A 16,548-nucleotide genomic window follows, 5' to 3' on the forward strand; every position below is an offset into this window, starting at 1 on the left:
CGGGAGCGCTCCCACGCTCCGGCTTTCGCATCGGCCCCGGTCAGCGGGCCCCACCCGGCTGCCGTCCACCCTCTCCCACCCGAGAGCACCCCCGGAGGACACCGTGCACACCCCCGACCGCCGCCGGCGCGGCACCGTCCCGCCGTTCCCCGCCGCCCGCCAGGGCCGGCCCACCCGCCGGGCCGCCGTGCTCGCACTGGCCGCCACCGCTACCGCGCTCGGACTGGTCGCCGGCGTCCAGGGCGGCGCCGACGCCGCCGTGCAGGGCAGCCTGCCGGCCGGCACCCAGTTCTACCGAGACCCGGCCTCCCAGGTCGTCAAGTGGGTGGCCGCCAACCCCGGCGACTCCCGCACGTCCGTGATCTCCAAGCGGATCGCCAGCCAGCCGCAGGGCATCTGGTTCAGCAACTACCGCCCCAACACCGTCACTTCGGACGTCCGCGCGGTCACCTCGGCGGCCGAGCAGGCCGGCCAGACCCCGGTGCTGATCGCCTACGCCATCCCCAACCGGGACTGCGGCGGCGCCTCGGCCGGCGGCGCGCCCGACCTCTCCTCGTACGACGCCTGGGTGACCAAGTTCGCCGCCGGGCTGGGCAGTTTGCGGTCCATCGTGGTGCTCGAACCGGACTCGATCGCGCTCACCACCTGCCTCAGCGCCCAGCAGCAGAGCGACCGCTTCGCCTCGCTTTCGCGCGCCGTCACCGCCATCCACAGCGCCAGCCCGAACGCCAAGGTGTACCTGGACGGCGGCCACTCCACCTGGAACACCGCCAGCGAGCAGGCCAACCGGCTGCGCAGCGCGGGCGTCCTCAACGCCGACGGCTTCTTCACCAACGTCTCCAACTTCAACACCACCGCCAACGAGACCGCGTTCGCCCGCAACCTGCTCTCCGCGCTCGGCAACCCCGGCAACCTGCACGCCGTCATCGACACCAGCCGCAACGGCAACGGCCCCGCCGGCAGCACCTGGTGCGACCCGTCCGGGCGCGCCATCGGCAACTACCCCACGGCGAACACCGGGGACAGCGCGGTCGACGCCTTCCTGTGGATCAAGCCCCCGGGCGAGGCGGACGGCTGCGCGGCCGCCGCCGGCACCTTCGTCCCCGACATCGCCTACCAGCTGGCCGTGAACGCGCCCGACCCGAGCAGCCCGCCGACCTCCCAGCCGCCCACGTCGCAGCCGCCGACCTCCCAGCCCCCGACCTCGCAGCCGCCCACCTCCCAGCCGCCGACCTCGCCGGCGCCCGGCGGGGCGTCCTGCTCGGTCGCGTACCGGGCCAACTCGTGGAGCGGGGGCTTCACCGCCGACATCACGGTGAAGAACACCGGCAGCACCACCATCTCCGGCTGGAAGCTCGGCTGGACGTTCCCGGGTGACCAGAAGATCACCAGCGCCTGGAACGCCACCGTCACCCAGAGCGGGGCCGCCGTGACCGCCACCGACCTCGGCTACAACGGCACCCTGGCCGCCGGGGCCTCCACCGCGTTCGGCGTGCAGGCCACCTTCGGCAGCAACAACAGCACCCCGACCGCGTTCACGCTCAACGGGGCCGCCTGCACCACCGCCTGACCATCCTCCCCAGCCCCGCCGGCCACCCCCCACCCAGAGGGCCGGCGGGGCAACCCCTCTTCTCACGGCCGCAGTTGAACGGCCGTCACCATCACATAGCCGACCAGCAGCCCGAACAGGCACACTGCCGTCGCGTACCGGGGCGTGAACGGCAGCCCCGCCAGCGACGGGTACAGCAGCACCGCGCCGCCGGCCGCCAGGTCCGCCAGGTACAGCCCGTCCGGCGGGACGACGCCCGTGCTGTGGGCGGCCCACCCCGTGGCGATCAGAAACCCCGTCAGCAGGGTGAAGCCGGACAGCAGTCCGGAGCCGATCGCGCCCAGCGTCGGGTGCGGCTCCGGCGGCGGCTCGCCCTCCGGAGGCTTGGGGCGGACCCGGTGCGCCACCGCGAGCGCGCCGACGGCGAGGGCCGTCGCCGCGAGGGCGCCGAGCAGTGGAGCGGGATTCATCGGCTCCTCCTGGAGAACACGAGATGCTGCCCGGCCAGCGCGGCGAGCGCCGCCGGCAGCAGAACGGTGAGAACCACGACGGTCGCCCACACCGACGGCTCGATCGCCCCGGGCGGTGCCGCCGGCGGCGGCGCGGCCACCGCCGTCCAGGGCGCGACGACCGGTGGCGGCGGGGCGGATTCGAGGTGGCCGGGGCGGGCGCAGGGGCTGCGGCCTTCGGCTCGGCGACCGGGGACTGACGGGGTGTCGGCGCGCGGGTCGGTGCGTGCATTGGCGAGGCGTGCGGTGTCGACGGTTGCGGTGCCGGCGGGTGCGGTGCCGGGGCGGCGGTCGGGGAGCGGTTGTCGGGCTGGGGACGGGAGTTGGGCTCGGGCTCGGGTTGGGTGTCGGGGTCGGGGTCGGGCAGTGCCAGTGCCATGGCGGTGGGTGCGGGTGCGGGCGGAGGGGCAGGGGCAGGGGACCGGCGGGAGGGTCGGAAGGGGCGGGAGGGGCACCGGGAACGCGCCCGAGGGCTGGTCCATCGCCCGATCATCGGACCGTCGCCGCCGTCCCCGCTGCCCGTCCGCGCCGAAACCCCACCGGGCGGTGAACTGCCCACGCCCACAACGGAATGCCCGAACGAGGAGGCGGGTGTCAGTTCGAGCCGGGGTCCTCGGCGGGCCGCAGCGCGTCCAGGCGCGCCAGTTCCCCGTCCGAGAGCCGCAGCGAGCCGGCCGCCACGTTCTCCGCGAGGTGGTCCGGATCGCCCGTCCCCGGTATCGCCAGTACGTGCGGCCCCTGCTGGAGGGTCCAGGCCAGCCGGACCTGCGCGACCGACGCGCCGTGCGCCCGCGCGATATCGCGCACCGCCGCGCCGTCGCCGATCCCCGGACCGTTCTGGTGTCCGGCGCCCGCGATGGCGAAGAACGGCACGAAGGCGACGCCGAGTTCACCGCACTGCCGGAGCAGCGCCCGGTCCTGGTCCGGGGCGCCGATCCCGTACGGGTTCTGCACGCAGACCACCGGCGCGACGGTCCGGGCCTCGGCGAGCTGCGCGGCGGTGACGTTGGAGACGCCGAGGTGCCGGATCAGTCCGGCGTCGCGCAGTTCGGCCAGCGCGCCGAAGTGCTCGGCGATCGAGCCGGACCGGCGGCTGGGCGGCACCCGCAGGTTCACCACGTCCAGGTGGTCGCGGCCGAGTTGACGGAGGTTCTCCTCGACCTGCCCGCGCAGCTGCTCCGGCGCGGCCCACCACCACGCGCCCGACGGGTCACGGGCCGGCCAGACCTTGGTGGTGATGACCAGGTCCTCCGGGTACGGCGCCAGCGCCCGGTTGATCAGCTCGTTCGCCGAGCGGGTCGCCGAGAAGTAGAACGCGGCGGTGTCGAGGTGGTTCACACCGAGCTCGACCGCCCGCCGCAGCACCGCGATCGACCGCTCGCGGTCACGCGGCACCCCGCCGTGGAAGGGCGCGGTGCCCGTCAGCCGCATCGCGCCGAAGCCGAGACGGTTGACGGTGCGGTCGCCGAGCCGCCAAGTGCCAGCGGCGGGCGGGGTGTTCGTACGTACGCTCATAGCAGGGTCTCCTCTTGCAGGCAGGTAGGAACCGGCAGCCGTGCGGCCTGGCCGTGGCCTCGGAGCGGCCCCACGACGGTGCGGGTCCTGGCCTCCGGGCATGAAAAAAGCCTCCTCGGCGGACCGGAGTCCACGCCGAGAAGGCTTGCGTATGACCATCATTCTAGCAGCCGGCGACTGGCACGGTGCGGGGGTTGGCGGTGGAGGCCAGTCGGGTGGACGTGGGCATCGGGATCCTCACGCCCCATCTCGGGGAATGGCGGGCTGCGGACGAAACTGGCCGACGTGACGGTGGGCCAGGACCGGGACGGACCAGGTGCCGACCCTGCTCGCGCGGGAGCCCGAACATCCGGACGGCCACTGGCGGATCGGCCTGGAGCGCCGGCAGATGCGGGCCAGTGGCCGGTCGCCGATTCGAGGGCTAAGCGGTGGCGCCGCCGGTGTTGCGGATCAGTTGCCGGAGCACCTTCAGCGTGGTGACGTAGTCCGCGTCGGAGATGCCCTGGTGGATGGCGGCGCGGATGGCCGGGGCGTGCTGCTTGAAGTCGACGCGGGCCTGCTCGCCCTGGTCGGTGAGCCAGAGGCGGCCTTGCGGGTCGCGGGTGAGCCAGCCGCGTTCGAGGAGGACTTCGGCTTCTGCGGTCAGGTCGTCCTCGGGGCGGAGGTAGGACCTCATGGCGTGCTGGAGTTCGGGGACGGTCATGCCGTGGCCGTCGGGGGAGATGTCGTTCTTCGACAGGTTCCGCAGCAGCCAGAACTGGGGCTGGGTGAAGCCGAGTTCGGCCTGCCTGGCGCGGGTGAAGGCGATGAGGGACTCGTAGGCCAGGCCGGTCCAGTACGCGGCGGGCTGGCCGGCGAGTTCGGCGTCGGACAGGTGATGGGTCGTCATGGTGGTGCCCCCTACCGGAGAATGATCGCTGGTGCGAGCACCGTAGAACGTGAAGTCGACTTGAAGTCAATCGGTGGGGTCCGGGGAGGATGCCGTGCTGGTCGGGTCGCGGGACGGGTTCGGTCTGGAGTTCCATCTCGAACGGGACCCGGAACTGCTGTGCGTGGACGTGCACATCGGCGGGCTGTGGGTGGACGCGCGGGACAACGCGTTCTACCCGCCGCTGCTGGTCAAGAAGCTCAAGGAGGAGCTGGCCCGGTACCGCGCCCCCATCGCGGCCCCGGCGGGGTTCGGCTCGCCGGTCGAGGCGCTGCGCCTCGCCGAGTGGGCGCGGTACGGGGAGGCCGCTCCCGGCGTCGGGGACGGGACCGGGGAGGAACTCGCGCGGTGGGTGTTCCTGGAGTGGGGCGAGTGCACCGACGACGTGTCGGTGTTCGCCTTCCCGGACGGGGAGTCGGTGCACCTCGCCTGCCGGACCTGGGAGGGAGGCGGCGCCGCCTGGGGCACCGTGCCCCGGCAGGAGCCGACCGTGGTGTCGGTGAGCCGGGCGGAGTTCGTCGGGACGCTGGAGCGCGGCCTCGCCGTCGCCGAACGCGAGTGGGCCGTCCGGCTGGCCGCACTCCGGGCCGGCCGGGGCGAGGAGTCCGCCACCCCCGGAGCGCTCAGCGAGGGTTCAACTCGCGTTCCGTGACCGGCACTCCGTGCGGAGCGGCGGAGTCGTTCGAGCGCTGGCCGAGGAAGGCCGCGGCCAGGGCGACCGCCGCCGCGGCGAGGACCGGCCAGCCGGTGCCGAGGAGGAGGGCCAGGACGGCGGGGCAGCAGACGGCGGCGGCCAGCCGGGCGGGGCCGTCGAGGACGCGGATCGCGGCGGCGGTGCAGGCCAGGTAGACGGTGAGGAAGAGTGCGGTCGGGACGGCCACCAGCTGAGAGGTCGTCAGGGCGCCCGAGCCGACCAGCAGGATCAGCGGGGCGCCGGTGACGGCGGTGGTGGCGACCACGGCGTAGGAGCCGCGGCGGCCGGGGTTCGGCCGGGGCGGGAGCAGGGCCTCGGTGAGTTCGGCGGCGCCCGTCAGGTAGGTGTTGGTGGCGGCGAGGGTGAGCACCAGGGCCGCGCCGGCGGCGAGGATCCGGCCGCTGTCGCCGATCGCGGCTCGCAGCAGGTCCGCCAGCGGGACGGCGCCGCCCGCGCCCGGCCGAGCACCGCGACGGTGGCCGCGGCCAGGCCGAGGCAGAGCAGCGAGGTCACCACGAAGGCGATCAGCACCACCAGGCGCAGCTGTCGGCGCGGGTCGCGCAGGCGGGTGGTGAGCGAGGCCGCGGCCTCCCAGCCGACGAAGGCGAACATCAGCGGCGGCGCGGCGCGCGCCACGCCCGCCCAGCCGTACGGCAGGAACGGCGTCCAGTGCTCGGCCCGGGAGTGCGGCGCGGCGCCGAGCACCGCGAACAGGACCAGGGCCACCAGCACGGAGACCAGGACCAGTTGGAGTCCGGCGCCGGTGCGCACGCCCAACAGCCGGACGGCCAGCACCAGTCCGAGCAGGACCAGCGCCGCGCGGACCGCCGTCGAGTCGCCCTTGCCGAGGGCCGCCGCCGCGTAGCTGCCGCCGATCAGGCAGACCACCGGCGCGCCCGCGACCACGCCGGCCAGGAAGCACCAGGCGGCCGCCCGTCCGGCCCGCTCGCCGAGGCCGCCGCCGTGTAGCCGGCGACGCCGCCGGTCGAGCCGAGCCGGGTGCCGAGCGCGCAGAACACCACGGCTATCAGCCCGGAGAGCACCAGCAGGGCCAGCCACACCAGCAGCGAGGCGGGGCCGGCCGCACGGGCGGCGAGCCCCGGGAGCAGCAGCAGACTCGGGCCCAGCAGGGCCCCGATGTACAGCGCGGACGCGCCGGCGGTGGACAGGTGCGAGCGGCCTTCGGTGTTCTCTGACATGTCCCGATTCTGGCTCCGATCGCGCGGCACGCGCTGGCAAATTCCCCCGCCCCCGGTGCCCGTGGTGGCAGGATCCACCGCGTGGGGCCGGATATGGTGCACGGCATGCCGAGCCAGCAGTACGACCGCATCGACCGTGCCATCCTCGAACACCTGCAGCGCCACGGCCGGACGGCCAACGTGGACCTCGCCGAGGCCGTCCGCCTCTCGCCGTCCTCCGCGCTGCGGCGGACGAAGGCCCTGGAGGCGGACGGGGTGATCGCCGGGTACCGGGCCGAACTCGACCGGGAGCGGGTCGGGTTGGGGCTGACGGTGTTCGTCGCGCTGCGGGTGGAGCAGCACTCGCGGGAGACCTCGCGGCAGATCGAGCAGGCGCTGGCGGAGATCCCCGCCGTGGTCGCGTGCCACGTGGTCTCGGGCGAGGCGGACTTCCTGGTGGAGATCGCGGTGCCGGACCTGGCCAGCTACGAGCAGGTGCTGCTGGACGAGATCCTGGCCATCGGCCCGGTCCGGGACGCCCGTTCGACCTTCGCAATCCGCACCATCCGCTCGCGGGGCCCGCTCCCGCTCGACCGCTGGCCGGCCGCGCCCGGTCGCTGAACCGGACGGCGTGCTTGTAGCACGGGGGAGGCCGGCCCGGGGCGGAGAGCGGGGAGCGTTCACCCGGGGGAGCGGAGGGGACTGTCGGGGCCAGGGGGCGGCGGCCCATGGTGGAGGCGGGAAGCCGGGCACCGCACCGAGTCCTGACATGTGATCAGGGTCTCACCGCCGACCGTTTGATGATGAACCTTCACATCATCGGCGGATATGGCCATCGGACGGTAATGCAATTTTCACGACCGAGGATCTACCCGCATAGACCCCGGCCCTGCCACGCTGGCTCGGCACACGCACCCCCTGCCCCGCATCGAGTCCAGGAGCACCCCGTCGTGACGAACCGTTCCCTCCGCCGCTTCGCCACCCTCGCCGCCACCGCGGCCTCGCCGCCGGAGCCCTCACCGTCGGCACCGGCGCCGCCCAGGCCGCGCTGCCCACCCCGGTCTCCGCCGCCATCGCCCGCAGCTACCTGGGCCAGCTCACCGTCCGGGCCGAGGACCGCACCGGCTACAGCCGCGACCTGTTCCCCACCTGGATCACCATCTCCGGCACCTGCAACACCCGGGAGACCGTCCTCAAGCGCGACGGCTCCAACGTGGTCACCGACTCCAGCTGCGCCGCCACCTCCGGCACCTGGGTCTCCCCGTACGACAACCTGACCGTCACCTCCGCGTCCAGCCTGGACATCGACCACATCGTCCCGCTCGCCGAGGCCTGGGACTCCGGCGCCTCCGCCTGGACCACCGCGCAGCGCCAGGCCTTCGCCAACGACGTCACCCGCCCGCAGCTGCTCGCCGTCAGCGCCAGCACCAACCGCTCCAAGGGCGACAAGGACCCGGCCGAGTGGCTGCCGCCGGTCACCGGCTACCGCTGCACCTACGTCCGCGCCTGGGTGCAGGTGAAGTACTACTACAACCTGTCCGTCGACTCCGCCGAGAAGACCGCCCTGAGCAACGTCCTGGCCGGCTGCTGACCTTCGCCCCCCGACGGGCCGCCCAGGGGCCATCCGGTCGTGCGTCCTGGGCGGTTCGTGGCCGACCCGATTGCTCGGCGATATCGCGGTGAAAGCTTGACGAATAGTCAACTCGGGGTCTGGACAAGCCATTACCGGTGAGTAAGTCTCCCGTGGTGTGACCGAACCCACAGCTCCCGCACCCATCGACGCCGCCGCGCCCACCGCCGCCGCGTCCGCCGCCCGCCCGCCGCGCCGGCGGGTCATCCAGGCCGCCGCCCTCACCGCCGGCGCCCTCGCCCTGCCGCTCGCCGGCACCGCGGGCAACGCCGTCGCCGCCGGCGGAGCACAGTTCCTGCACGGCGTCGCCTCCGGCGACCCGCTGCCCGACGGCATCCTGCTCTGGACCCGCGTCACCCCCGTCGCCGCCGCCACGCCCGGCTCCGGCCTCGGGCCCGACACGGCCGTGCAGTGGCAGCTCGCCACCGACCGCGCCTTCACCGCGATCGCCGCCAGCGGCACCGTCACCACCACCGCCGCCACCGACCACACCGTCAAGGCCGACGTCCGCGGCCTGAAGCCCGACACCGCCTACTGGTACCGCTTCCTGGCCGGCGACGCCGTCTCGCCGGTCGGCCGCACCCGCACCGCCCCCGCCGCCGACGCCGCCGTCGACCGGCTGCGCCTCGGCGTCGCGTCCTGCGCCAACTGGGAGGCCGGCTACTTCTCCGCCTACCGCCACCTCGCCGCCCGCGGCGACCTCGACGTCTTCCTGTTCCTCGGCGACTACATCTACGAGTACGCCTCCGGCGCGTACGGCACCCGCGGCACCGTGGTCCGCCCGCACGCCCCCGCCAACGAGATCATCACCCTCGCCGACTACCGCACCCGGCACGGCCGTTACAAGACCGATGCCGACCTCCAGGCGCTGCACGCCGCCGTCCCCACCATCGCCATCTGGGACGACCACGAGTTCGCCAACGACGCCTGGTCCGGCGGCGCCGAGAACCACACCCCCGGCACCGAGGGAGACTGGAGCGCCCGGGTCGCCGCCGCCAAGCAGGCCTACTTCGAGTGGATGCCGGTCCGCCCGTCCATCGCCGGCACCACCTACCGGCGACTGCGCTACGGCAAGCTCGCCGACCTGCACCTGCTCGACCTGCGCTCGTTCCGCTCCCAGCAGGCCGGCATCGGCAACGGCGACGTCGACTCCGCCGACCGCACCCTCACCGGCCGGGCCCAACTCGACTGGCTGAAGGCCGGACTGGCCGCCTCCGACACCACCTGGCGGCTGGTCGGCAACGAGGTGATGATCTCGCCCGTCGCGTTCCTCGCCCTGCCCGACTACCTGCTGCGCCCGCTCGCCCAGCTGCTCGGCCTGCCCGGCGAGGGACTGGCCGTCAACGTCGACCAGTGGGACGGCTACACCCACGACCGGCGCGAGCTGCTCGGCCACCTGAAGGACCGTCACATCACCAACACGGTGTTCCTCACCGGCGACATCCACTCCGCCTGGGCCTGCGAGGTGCCGTTCGAGGCCGCCACCTACCCGGCCTCCCGGCAGCGCCGCCACCGAGTTCGTGGTCACCTCGGTCAGCTCCGACAACATCGACGACATCCTGAAGGTCGCCCCGCAGACGCTGTCGCTGGTGGCCACCGCCGCGATCCAGGCCGCCAACCGGCACGTCAAGTGGACCGACCTGGACTCGCACGGCTACGGCGTCCTCGACCATCCACCGCCGAGCGGGCGCAGATGGACTACTACGTCCTCTCCGACCGCACCAAGCCCGACGCCACCACCAAGTGGGCCCGCTCCTACCGCACCAAGTCCGGCACCCAGCAGATCGAACGGGTCTACACCCCCGTGAACTGACCCACGCCTGCCGGGGGCCCGACGGATCGTCGGGCCCCGGTCGACCGCTGACGGCAGGTCAGCGGTGGGTGGTGCGGTTGAACAGCTTGCGCGACCAGGCGTAGCCGACCACGCCGATGCCCGCGCACCAGGCCAGCGACACCCAGCCGCTGGAGCCGATCGCCGAACCCGAGAGCAGCCCGCGCAGGGTCTCCGTCATCGGCGTGAACGGCTGGTACTCGGCGAACAGGCGCAGGCCCGGCGCCATCGAGTCGGCCGGCACGAACGCCGAGCCCAGGAACGGGCAGGAACTGGGATCAGCAGCGGCTTGTTGCTGGCGATTCGACCGTCTTCGAGATCAGGCCGAGCGCCACCGACAGCCAGGTCACGGCGAACGCGATCGCGGTGAGCAGCCCGGCCGCCGCCAGCCACTCCAGCGCGCTCGCGTCCGACCGGAAGCCGACCGCCAGCGCCACCGCGATCACCAGCAGCAGGCCGGTCATGGTCTGGATCACGCTGCCGATCACATGGCCGGTCATGAACGAGGACCGGGTGATGTTCATGGTGCGGAAGCGGTTGATGATGCCGCCGGTCATGTCGGAGCAGACCGCGATCGAGGTGGACATCGCGCCCGCCGCCACGCCCATCACCACGATGCCGGGCGTCAGATAGGCCAGGTACGCGTCCCGTCCGCCGCCCCCGATGCCGGCGCCGATCGAGCCGCCGAAGGCGTAGACGAACAGCAGCAGCATCAGGATCGGCGTCATCGCCGGGCCGAGCGAGACCGCCGGGTAGCGGGCCGCGTGCTTGAGGTTGCGGCGCAGCATGGTCATCGAGTCGTGCACGGACAGGGCGAGGGTGCTGCTCATCGCGGGGTCTCCTCGGCGGGGGCGGGGCCCGAAGCGCGGCGGGGGATCGAAGCAGGCGCAGGGATCGAAGCGGGGGCCGGGGTGCCGGTCAGGGCGAGGAAGACGTCGTCCAGGTCCGGGTGTGCACGGAGAAGTCGGCGGCCGGGACGCCGGCGGCGTCCAGCCGGTCGATCAGGGTGCGCAGGGCGTCCAGGCCCGCGTCGCCGGCGATCCGCAGGGCGAGGTTCTCCTCGTCCCGGCTCGCGTCCGGGAACGCGGCGCAGGCGCGGTCGTAGGCGGCCGGTTCGGCCGAAGCGGAGGCGGACGTGGCCTGCCCGGGATGCGGGGACTTCAACTCGTCGGCGGTGCCCTCGGCGACGATCCGGCCGCCGTCCAGGACCGCGCGATCCGGTCGGCCAGTTGGTCGGCCTCGTCCAGGTACTGGGTGGTCAGGAAGACCGTGTGTGCCGCCCGCGACCAGGCCGCGCACGGTGTCCCACATGGTGCGGCGGCCTGCGCGGGTCGAGGCCGGTGTGGGGCTCGTCCAGGAAGATCACCCTCCGGGTCGCCGACCAGGGTCATCGCCAGGTCGAGCCGGCGGCGCATCCCGCCGGAGAAGGTCGCGGCGCGCTTGGCCGCGACGTCCGCGATGTCGAAGCGCTGCAGCAACTCCCGCGTACCCGGGAGCGGCCTCGGGTGCGGGCAGGCGCAGCAGGTCGGCCATCAGGAGCAGGTTCTCCTCGGCGGTGAGCATGTCGTCCAGGGCCGCGAACTGCCCGGTGACGCCGATCGCCGACCGCACCCCGTCCGGGTCGGCGGCCAGGTCGTGGCCGGCGATCTGGGCCTGGCCCGCGTCCGCGCCGACCAGGGTGGAGAGGATCTCCACGGTGGTGGTCTTGCCCGCCCCGTTCGGGCCGAGCAGGGCGAACACCGTGCCGGCGGGGATGGTGAGGTCGATGCCGTCGAGGACGGTCTTGTCCCCGTACGACTTGCGCAGGCCGATGGCGGAGACGGCCGGGCCCGAGGCTTTCCTGGGCGCGGGCATGACAAATGAGGGCATGTGTCCTCCCGTGGTGGACTCGAAGGTGAAGGGGCTCAGCAGGAAAGGGCGTTGACGAGGCGTCAGGCGCGGGCGCGGCGGATGTCGATGTTGCCGAAGCGGGTGCGGGCGCGGACCTCGACGGTCTCCTCGTCCTGCTCCGGGGCGCCGGTCCCGGCGAGCGTGTTGCGGACCTGCCCGCGCTGCGAGCTGACGTCCAGCCAGGCGGCCGTGCCGGTGCGGACACCGATCTCGATCGCGCCGAAGTCGGTCTCCAACTGCACGGTGCCGCGCGCCACTTCGCCGACCCGCAGGGTGCCGTGCGCGGTGGTGGCGTGCACCGAGGCCTCGGCCCGCTCGACGGTGATGTCACCGTTGGCGCCGCTCACCCGCAGGTCGCCGGTGGCGAGCGCGACGGTGGTGGCGCCGTGCGAGTTCTTCAGCACCGCCGGGCCGTCCAGCAGCCCCACCCGCATGCTGCCCGAACTGGTGGTGATCTCCGCCCGGCCCTGGACCTGGTCGACGGTGATCGACCCGTGCGAGGCCGTCAGGTGCAGCGGCCCCGTGCGGTCCAGCCGGACGTCGCCCGCCGAACTCTTCACCCGCACCTCGCCGAGCAGGCCCTCGCCGAACACCTGCAGCCAGGAGCCGCCGGCCTCCAGCCGCGAGCCGGCCGGGACCTCCACCGACACGTCCACCGCGCCGGCCCGGCCGATCAGCGAACGCTGCTTGGGGGTGCGGACCGTCAGCACGCCGCCCGCGAAGCCGATCTCGGTCTGCTCGGCGGCGCGCACGTCCAACTCGCGCTTCGGGTCGTGCGGGCGGGCCTCGACCAGGGTGTCGGTGCGGTCCGTCGCAGTGACCTGAAGCGAGCCGTAGTACACCTGGGCGTTCAGCGAGATCGGCTCGGGGGTCTCGAAAGCAGGCATGGCTGTACCGTCCTCACGGGTCGTCAAGGTCGTCAGGGTCGTCGGGGGAGCCCGGCCGTCGCACGCCCGGGGTGGTACTCGGTGCTCGGTCGGCCGGGGTCAGCGGACCCAGCCGGTGAAGCTCTGGCCGACCGCCTGAACGCGCTCCGGCTGCTGCGGGCGCGGGCGGGCCCCGCCCTCGACGGCGGACGCCACCGCGCGCACCAGCCAGGCGTTCACCGACAGCCCCTCGCGGGCGGCGGCCTCCTCGGCACGCGCCTTCAACTGGGCCGGCAGCCGCAGGTTGATCCGGGCGGTGGCGCCGTCGTCCTCGGCGAGCAGCTCGGCCGGCGGGAGCGCGGCGGTCGGCTCGGCGGCCGGCTCCGGCGGGAGGGCCTCGACCGGCGGCCGGGTCACCACGAAGTCCGGGTCCACACCGCGCAGCCGTACGTCGACCGAGCCCGGGGCGAGCTCGCGGGTGATCTCGGCCATCGCGGCGGAGAGCACCCCCAGCATCGTCAGCCGGGTCGCCGACTCCAGCGGAGCCGTCAGCCGATCGGCCAGCTCCCGGGCGTCCGGTCCGCCGGCCTCGGCGGCCACCGCGAGCTCGCGGCGGAGGTTGTCGACATACGGGGTGAGGTCCATGGCTCCATAGTGGCACCACGATGGTGCCATGGCAAGTGCTTCGTGGTGCCATGGTGGCGCGGTGCTGGCGCGGTGCCAGTTGACCTGCGGCAACGCGCAGGGGTGGAGGTGGCGCCAGGCGGTGCCACGCGGTGCCATGGGTGGTGCCGCCGGGGCGGCGGGTAGCATCCCCGCGCAGCACGAACGCGTGCCGTGACGGGGGAGGGCCACAGCCATGACCGAGGAACGTCGCAGCCACTGGTGGCAGCGCCGGAGCACCGCCGCGTCGGAGGGTCCGGCCCCCGCGTTCGACCTGGTCCGCCGCGGCTACAGCCGGGAGCAGGTGGACGCGCACCTGGCGCTGCCGCCCGAGCAGCGCCCGCGACCTGCCGCCTTCGACCTCGTCCGGATCGGCTACGACCGCGCCCAGGTCGACCGGGCCCTGCGCGAGCAGGGCTGAACGGGGCCGCCCCGCAGGGCGGTTGACGCGCGGTCGGAAAACCCTTTGCGGCCGGGCCGTCCGGCGCTCGATCCTGTGCGGATCGTCGAAGGAGGGTGCCCGTTGGAGCTGTTCGCCTGCGCGCACTGCGCGAGCGCACTCACCCGGCCGGTCGGCCAGGTCCGGTTCCCGCCCTACGCCTACCACCAGGTGGGCAACGGGCGGCAGATGTCGGACCTGATGGACGTCGGGACGTACGCGGTCGACCCCGACCCCTCCGGCCCGCCCTACCGGAGCTGGGAGGACCTCGCGGAGGGCGAGGCGGAGGCCCGCGGCTACTACGCCCCCGTCCCCCACTACCTCTCCGACGGCCCGCCCGGACGGCCCGTGCTCGCCCCCGCCGACGTCACCGGCACCGTGCTGATCCCCGGCTCCGCCGGCGGCTTCTGCTGCGGCATCACCGGCCAGGACGGCCCCAACCTGGCCTGCGCCCACTGCGGACACCCCGTCGGCGCGCGCGAGGACGACTGCTCGCTGTGGCAGGCCGTCCGGCTCGAACCCGACGCGGTCCGCCGCGTCCCGGCCGGCCCCCGCCCGCCCGTCGCCGACTGGACCGTCCTGGTCCACGAGCGGTCGGGCGTGCCGCCGGTCCGGGCGAACGGCCAGTGGAATGACCGCAGTTGCCAGGAGATCGGCACCACCCTGGTCGACCTGATCGTCGCCGCCGACGGCTCACCCGTCCGGTTCGACCACGCCGGCACCGCCACCGTCTTCGAGCGGGCCCTGCACCACTACCAGCCCGGCGCCGACGGCCCGGCGAAACGCTGCGCCCTGCACGGCCCCGGCCGCCCCTGACGGGCCGTCACCCCGCACTCGCCCTCGTCCCGCGCCACCCGCAGACCGGCCTGCCCTGGCCCACCCCGCCGGACGTCACCGCCGTCCCGCTCGACCTCACCGTCTGGCGGCACCTCGCCTTCCCGCCCGGCCGACCCGCGGTCCGCGTCCGCGGCCCCCTGCGCGCCGAACTCGACCGCGACGACCCGCCCTCGCCGGGCCGGCGCGGCGGCACCTGGTTCGACTCCTGGCTGATCCGCGACCTCCTCGCCCGCCACCCCGCCGTTCGCCGCCCGGCCGTCCGAGCGGCCTACCGGGCGGGGCACCTCGGCTGGCTCTGACGGGGCGCCGGGACCACGGAGCGAACCGAACCCGACGGTCGCCCGCGCCGGCGTCGGGGCGAGCCGGGGCCGCCCCGACGCCGGCGTGCTGTGAGAATGCCGCTGGTAAGAGAAGCAGTCGACGGGACGGGGGACGCCGAGGTGGGACCGGAGCACATTCCCGAGTGGTTCTGGCAGGCGATGGAGGCGGCGCGGCCCCGACTCGCCGCGCTGGAGAGCTGGTTGGGGGCTCAGCCGCGCCAGGTCGTGGAGGACTTCGCGCTCGCCCACGAGGCCGCGCAGGACGCGCTGGCCGATCCGGCCGAGGGCGTCCGGGTGGACGGGGAGACCTGGTCCGAGGACAGCACCGAGGACCTCTGCCGGTGGGTGGTCGGTCAGGGCCGGGAGTTCTGGCAGGCGGTCGTGGCAGGGGAGTTGACGCCGGAGGCGGCCGCCCGACGGTACCTGGACGGCGCGGACCCGTGGGACGAGGAGGTCGCGGACCCGCGCCACCGGGGCTACCAGTCGACCGGCTTCCTCGCCCACGGCGTCTACCGGAGCCGCTTCGGCGAGGACCTCGACGAGCGGCTCGACCGCCGCCGATAGGCCGTCAGACCAGGACGGCCCGGACCCGGTCGGCGGCCAGGTGGAGCTCGTACGGCAGGCAGCAGTCCGAGCAGAGCGTCGCCACCAGGGTTCCGCAGGCGCAGAGTTGGTTCAGTCCGCCGTTCGGCGTCGCGCCGCAGCAGGCGGGGGAGGCGTGGCGGGTCTCCAGGCCGAGGGAGTCGTCGAGGTCGAGGACGATGCTGCCCTGCGGGCCCCGGGGGACCGTCGCCGGAGAGGGCCCCTGGTCTCCGTCTCCCACCAGGCGTAGGCCGGCGGCGCGGGGACGGCGGGCAGTTGACGGAGCGGCACGGTCAGCGCGGCGTCGCAGGCGGCGCAGCGGAACACCGTCGCGGGTCCGGCGGACTCGGCAGCTCCGGCGGACTCGGCGGGCACGAGGCCGGGCGGGTTGATCACCGGCCGACCCTACTGGCCGGGCGGGGGAGTAGGTTCGGGGGTCGGTGGTTCACGGACTGACGGGTGGTCGAGGGATGGGCGAGTCGCATCCGCTGCTGGGGTACTTCCTGGACGCGGCCGAGGGGAAGTTCCCGCCGGTGGACGGCGGGGTGACGGTGCTGCCCGCGCTCGCGGACGGGCTGGAGTGCTCGGTCGCGTTCACCGGCCACGCGGTCGTCGCCACCGCGCTGGGCGACGCGGAGGTGCGGGCGCAGCAGCCGGACGGGTTCGGGGAGTCGATGGCGCCCGACTTCCTGCGCCGGCTGGCCGGCCCGGCGGCTGGATCGGCTGCCTCGACGCCACACTGGTCGGCCGCGGCACCGGCGGGCCCGTCCGACTGGGGCCGCTGGACGGGGCGGACGGGCACCCCAGGGTGCGGCACGCCCGCGAGCTGCGCAGCGCCGTCGGCGTGTACGGCGACGGGCGCGGATTGGTCACGCTCGCCCAAGGCCTCGCCGGACGGCGCGAGTTGAGCATCGAACTGCACCGCCCTGAGCAGCCCGGCCCCGGCCGCGGCCGCTCGCTGATCGCCGACGCGCTCACCCTCGTCCCGGACGGCGAACCGGTGTTCGCCGCCGTCTCGCCCGGCAACGCGCGCTCCCTGCGGGCGTTCCTCGCCTGCGGGTTCGCCCCCGTCGGCAGCGAAGTCCTGCTGCGCCCGCGACGGCCCGCAGCCGGTAGC

Annotated in this window: 17 protein-coding genes and 4 pseudogenes; 10 read left to right on the forward strand and 11 right to left on the reverse strand. The window is 74.2% G+C overall.

Going from position 1 to position 16,548, the window contains the following annotated elements; all coding sequences use genetic code 11:
- Positions 1 to 103: 103 nt before the first annotated feature.
- Positions 104 to 1,570, forward strand: coding sequence for a glycoside hydrolase family 6 protein (locus KCH_RS35280; protein WP_084224109.1), 1,467 nt, complete (start codon positions 104 to 106; stop codon positions 1,568 to 1,570).
- 62 nt (positions 1,571 to 1,632) lie between these two features.
- Here KCH_RS35280 and KCH_RS35285 read toward each other — a convergent pair whose 3' ends face one another.
- The 3 genes from KCH_RS35285 to KCH_RS35295 form a co-directional block, all read right to left on the reverse strand.
- Positions 1,633 to 2,019 carry a hypothetical protein gene (locus tag KCH_RS35285; RefSeq protein WP_035870121.1) on the reverse strand — a complete coding sequence of 129 codons (387 nt, stop codon included), beginning with the start codon at positions 2,017 to 2,019 and terminating at the stop codon, positions 1,633 to 1,635.
- Between the two features lie 633 nt (positions 2,020 to 2,652).
- Complete coding sequence (locus tag KCH_RS35290) at positions 2,653 to 3,573, reverse strand: oxidoreductase (RefSeq protein WP_035870123.1); 921 nt, start codon at positions 3,571 to 3,573, stop codon at positions 2,653 to 2,655.
- A 421-nt stretch (positions 3,574 to 3,994) separates the two neighbouring features.
- Positions 3,995 to 4,462 carry a MarR family winged helix-turn-helix transcriptional regulator gene (locus KCH_RS35295; protein WP_035870126.1) on the reverse strand — a complete coding sequence of 156 codons (468 nt, stop codon included), beginning with the start codon at positions 4,460 to 4,462 and terminating at the stop codon, positions 3,995 to 3,997.
- A gap of 94 nt (positions 4,463 to 4,556) precedes the next feature.
- On the opposite strand from KCH_RS35295, the gene KCH_RS35300 reads away from it, so the two are divergent.
- Entirely contained in the window at positions 4,557 to 5,153 is a 597-nt protein-coding gene (locus tag KCH_RS35300) for a hypothetical protein (protein WP_051653802.1), read from the forward strand.
- On the opposite strand, the gene KCH_RS45605 is transcribed toward KCH_RS35300, so the two are convergent.
- The 3 genes from KCH_RS45605 to KCH_RS45615 are packed head-to-tail and all read right to left on the reverse strand — an operon-like array spanning position 5,125 to position 6,394.
- Complete coding sequence (locus tag KCH_RS45605) at positions 5,125 to 5,565, reverse strand: hypothetical protein (RefSeq protein WP_244305581.1); 441 nt, start codon at positions 5,563 to 5,565, stop codon at positions 5,125 to 5,127. The genes KCH_RS35300 and KCH_RS45605 overlap by 29 nt on opposite strands.
- Positions 5,532 to 6,101 (reverse strand): amino acid permease, encoded by a 570-nt coding sequence (locus tag KCH_RS45610; protein WP_244305582.1) that lies wholly within the window; start codon positions 6,099 to 6,101, stop codon positions 5,532 to 5,534. Before KCH_RS45610 ends, KCH_RS45605 begins: the two co-directional genes overlap by 34 nt.
- The gene (locus KCH_RS45615) at positions 6,071 to 6,394 is read right to left on the reverse strand and encodes a hypothetical protein (RefSeq protein ID WP_244305583.1); all 324 of its coding nucleotides are present in this window, start codon (positions 6,392 to 6,394) and stop codon (positions 6,071 to 6,073) included. Before KCH_RS45615 ends, KCH_RS45610 begins: the two co-directional genes overlap by 31 nt.
- A 105-nt stretch (positions 6,395 to 6,499) precedes the next feature.
- Between KCH_RS45615 and KCH_RS35310 the strand changes: the two genes are divergently transcribed.
- The 3 genes and pseudogenes from KCH_RS35310 (at position 6,500) to KCH_RS35320 (ending at position 9,816) form a co-directional block, all read left to right on the forward strand.
- Complete coding sequence (locus KCH_RS35310) at positions 6,500 to 6,994, forward strand: Lrp/AsnC family transcriptional regulator (RefSeq protein WP_035875314.1); 495 nt, start codon at positions 6,500 to 6,502, stop codon at positions 6,992 to 6,994.
- A gap of 268 nt (positions 6,995 to 7,262) precedes the next feature.
- Entirely contained in the window at positions 7,263 to 7,964 is a 702-nt protein-coding gene (locus KCH_RS35315; RefSeq protein WP_084224110.1) for an HNH endonuclease family protein, read from the forward strand.
- A gap of 184 nt (positions 7,965 to 8,148) precedes the next feature.
- Positions 8,149 to 9,816: pseudogene (locus KCH_RS35320) on the forward strand (alkaline phosphatase D family protein).
- Positions 9,817 to 9,874: 58 nt separating this feature from the next.
- Here KCH_RS35320 and KCH_RS35325 read toward each other — a convergent pair.
- The 4 genes and pseudogenes from KCH_RS35325 to KCH_RS35340 all read right to left on the reverse strand — a co-directional run bounded on the left by KCH_RS35325 (position 9,875) and on the right by KCH_RS35340 (position 13,235).
- Positions 9,875 to 10,664: pseudogene (locus tag KCH_RS35325) on the reverse strand (ABC transporter permease).
- Positions 10,661 to 11,703: pseudogene (locus tag KCH_RS35330) on the reverse strand (ATP-binding cassette domain-containing protein). The pseudogenes KCH_RS35325 and KCH_RS35330 overlap by 4 nt, the downstream one beginning before the upstream one ends.
- A 62-nt stretch (positions 11,704 to 11,765) precedes the next feature.
- Complete coding sequence (locus tag KCH_RS35335; RefSeq protein ID WP_035870130.1) at positions 11,766 to 12,611, reverse strand: DUF4097 family beta strand repeat-containing protein; 846 nt, start codon at positions 12,609 to 12,611, stop codon at positions 11,766 to 11,768.
- A gap of 99 nt (positions 12,612 to 12,710) precedes the next feature.
- Positions 12,711 to 13,235, reverse strand: a complete 525-nt coding sequence (locus KCH_RS35340; RefSeq protein ID WP_035870135.1) for a toxin-antitoxin system HicB family antitoxin — start codon at positions 13,233 to 13,235, stop codon at positions 12,711 to 12,713.
- Between the two features lie 214 nt (positions 13,236 to 13,449).
- Between KCH_RS35340 and KCH_RS35345 the strand changes: the two genes are divergently transcribed.
- From KCH_RS35345 to KCH_RS35355, 3 genes are all read left to right on the forward strand, one after another.
- The gene (locus tag KCH_RS35345; protein WP_035870138.1) at positions 13,450 to 13,674 is read left to right on the forward strand and encodes a hypothetical protein; all 225 of its coding nucleotides are present in this window, start codon (positions 13,450 to 13,452) and stop codon (positions 13,672 to 13,674) included.
- 102 nt (positions 13,675 to 13,776) lie between these two features.
- Positions 13,777 to 14,508 carry a hypothetical protein gene (locus KCH_RS35350; RefSeq protein ID WP_051653803.1) on the forward strand — a complete coding sequence of 244 codons (732 nt, stop codon included), beginning with the start codon at positions 13,777 to 13,779 and terminating at the stop codon, positions 14,506 to 14,508.
- Positions 14,509 to 14,969: 461 nt separating this feature from the next.
- Positions 14,970 to 15,413 (forward strand): hypothetical protein, encoded by a 444-nt coding sequence (locus tag KCH_RS35355; RefSeq protein ID WP_035870139.1) that lies wholly within the window; start codon positions 14,970 to 14,972, stop codon positions 15,411 to 15,413.
- Between the two features lie 4 nt (positions 15,414 to 15,417).
- On the opposite strand, the gene KCH_RS35360 is transcribed toward KCH_RS35355, so the two are convergent.
- On the reverse strand, positions 15,418 to 15,672 hold the full coding sequence (locus tag KCH_RS35360) for a hypothetical protein (protein WP_035870142.1): 255 nt from the start codon (positions 15,670 to 15,672) through the stop codon (positions 15,418 to 15,420).
- 229 nt (positions 15,673 to 15,901) lie between these two features.
- On the opposite strand from KCH_RS35360, the gene KCH_RS35365 reads away from it, so the two are divergent.
- A complete protein-coding gene (locus KCH_RS35365) occupies positions 15,902 to 16,339 on the forward strand; it encodes a hypothetical protein (RefSeq protein ID WP_244305584.1) in 438 nt (145 codons plus the stop codon).
- Positions 16,336 to 16,548 (forward strand): annotated as a pseudogene (locus KCH_RS45620) (hypothetical protein); the annotation flags it as partial. The gene KCH_RS35365 and the pseudogene KCH_RS45620, both read left to right, overlap by 4 nt.

Source organism: Kitasatospora cheerisanensis KCTC 2395 (assembly GCF_000696185.1).
Taxonomy (GTDB): Bacteria; Actinomycetota; Actinomycetes; order Streptomycetales; family Streptomycetaceae; genus Kitasatospora; species Kitasatospora cheerisanensis.

Excerpts from the sequence above, each read along its gene's own strand:
- KCH_RS35295 (WP_035870126.1), bottom strand. The coding sequence starts at position 4,462 with ATGACGACCCATCACCTGTCCGACGCCGAACTCGCCGGCCAGCCCGCC.
- KCH_RS35290 (WP_035870123.1), bottom strand. The coding sequence starts at position 3,573 with ATGAGCGTACGTACGAACACCCCGCCCGCCGCTGGCACTTGGCGGCTC.
- KCH_RS45615 (WP_244305583.1), bottom strand. The coding sequence starts at position 6,394 with ATGTCAGAGAACACCGAAGGCCGCTCGCACCTGTCCACCGCCGGCGCG.
- KCH_RS35340 (WP_035870135.1), bottom strand. The coding sequence starts at position 13,235 with ATGGACCTCACCCCGTATGTCGACAACCTCCGCCGCGAGCTCGCGGTG.
- KCH_RS35365 (WP_244305584.1), top strand. The coding sequence starts at position 15,902 with ATGGGCGAGTCGCATCCGCTGCTGGGGTACTTCCTGGACGCGGCCGAG.
- KCH_RS35310 (WP_035875314.1), top strand. The coding sequence starts at position 6,500 with ATGCCGAGCCAGCAGTACGACCGCATCGACCGTGCCATCCTCGAACAC.
- KCH_RS35285 (WP_035870121.1), bottom strand. The coding sequence starts at position 2,019 with ATGAATCCCGCTCCACTGCTCGGCGCCCTCGCGGCGACGGCCCTCGCC.
- KCH_RS35345 (WP_035870138.1), top strand. The coding sequence starts at position 13,450 with ATGACCGAGGAACGTCGCAGCCACTGGTGGCAGCGCCGGAGCACCGCC.
- KCH_RS35335 (WP_035870130.1), bottom strand. The coding sequence starts at position 12,611 with ATGCCTGCTTTCGAGACCCCCGAGCCGATCTCGCTGAACGCCCAGGTG.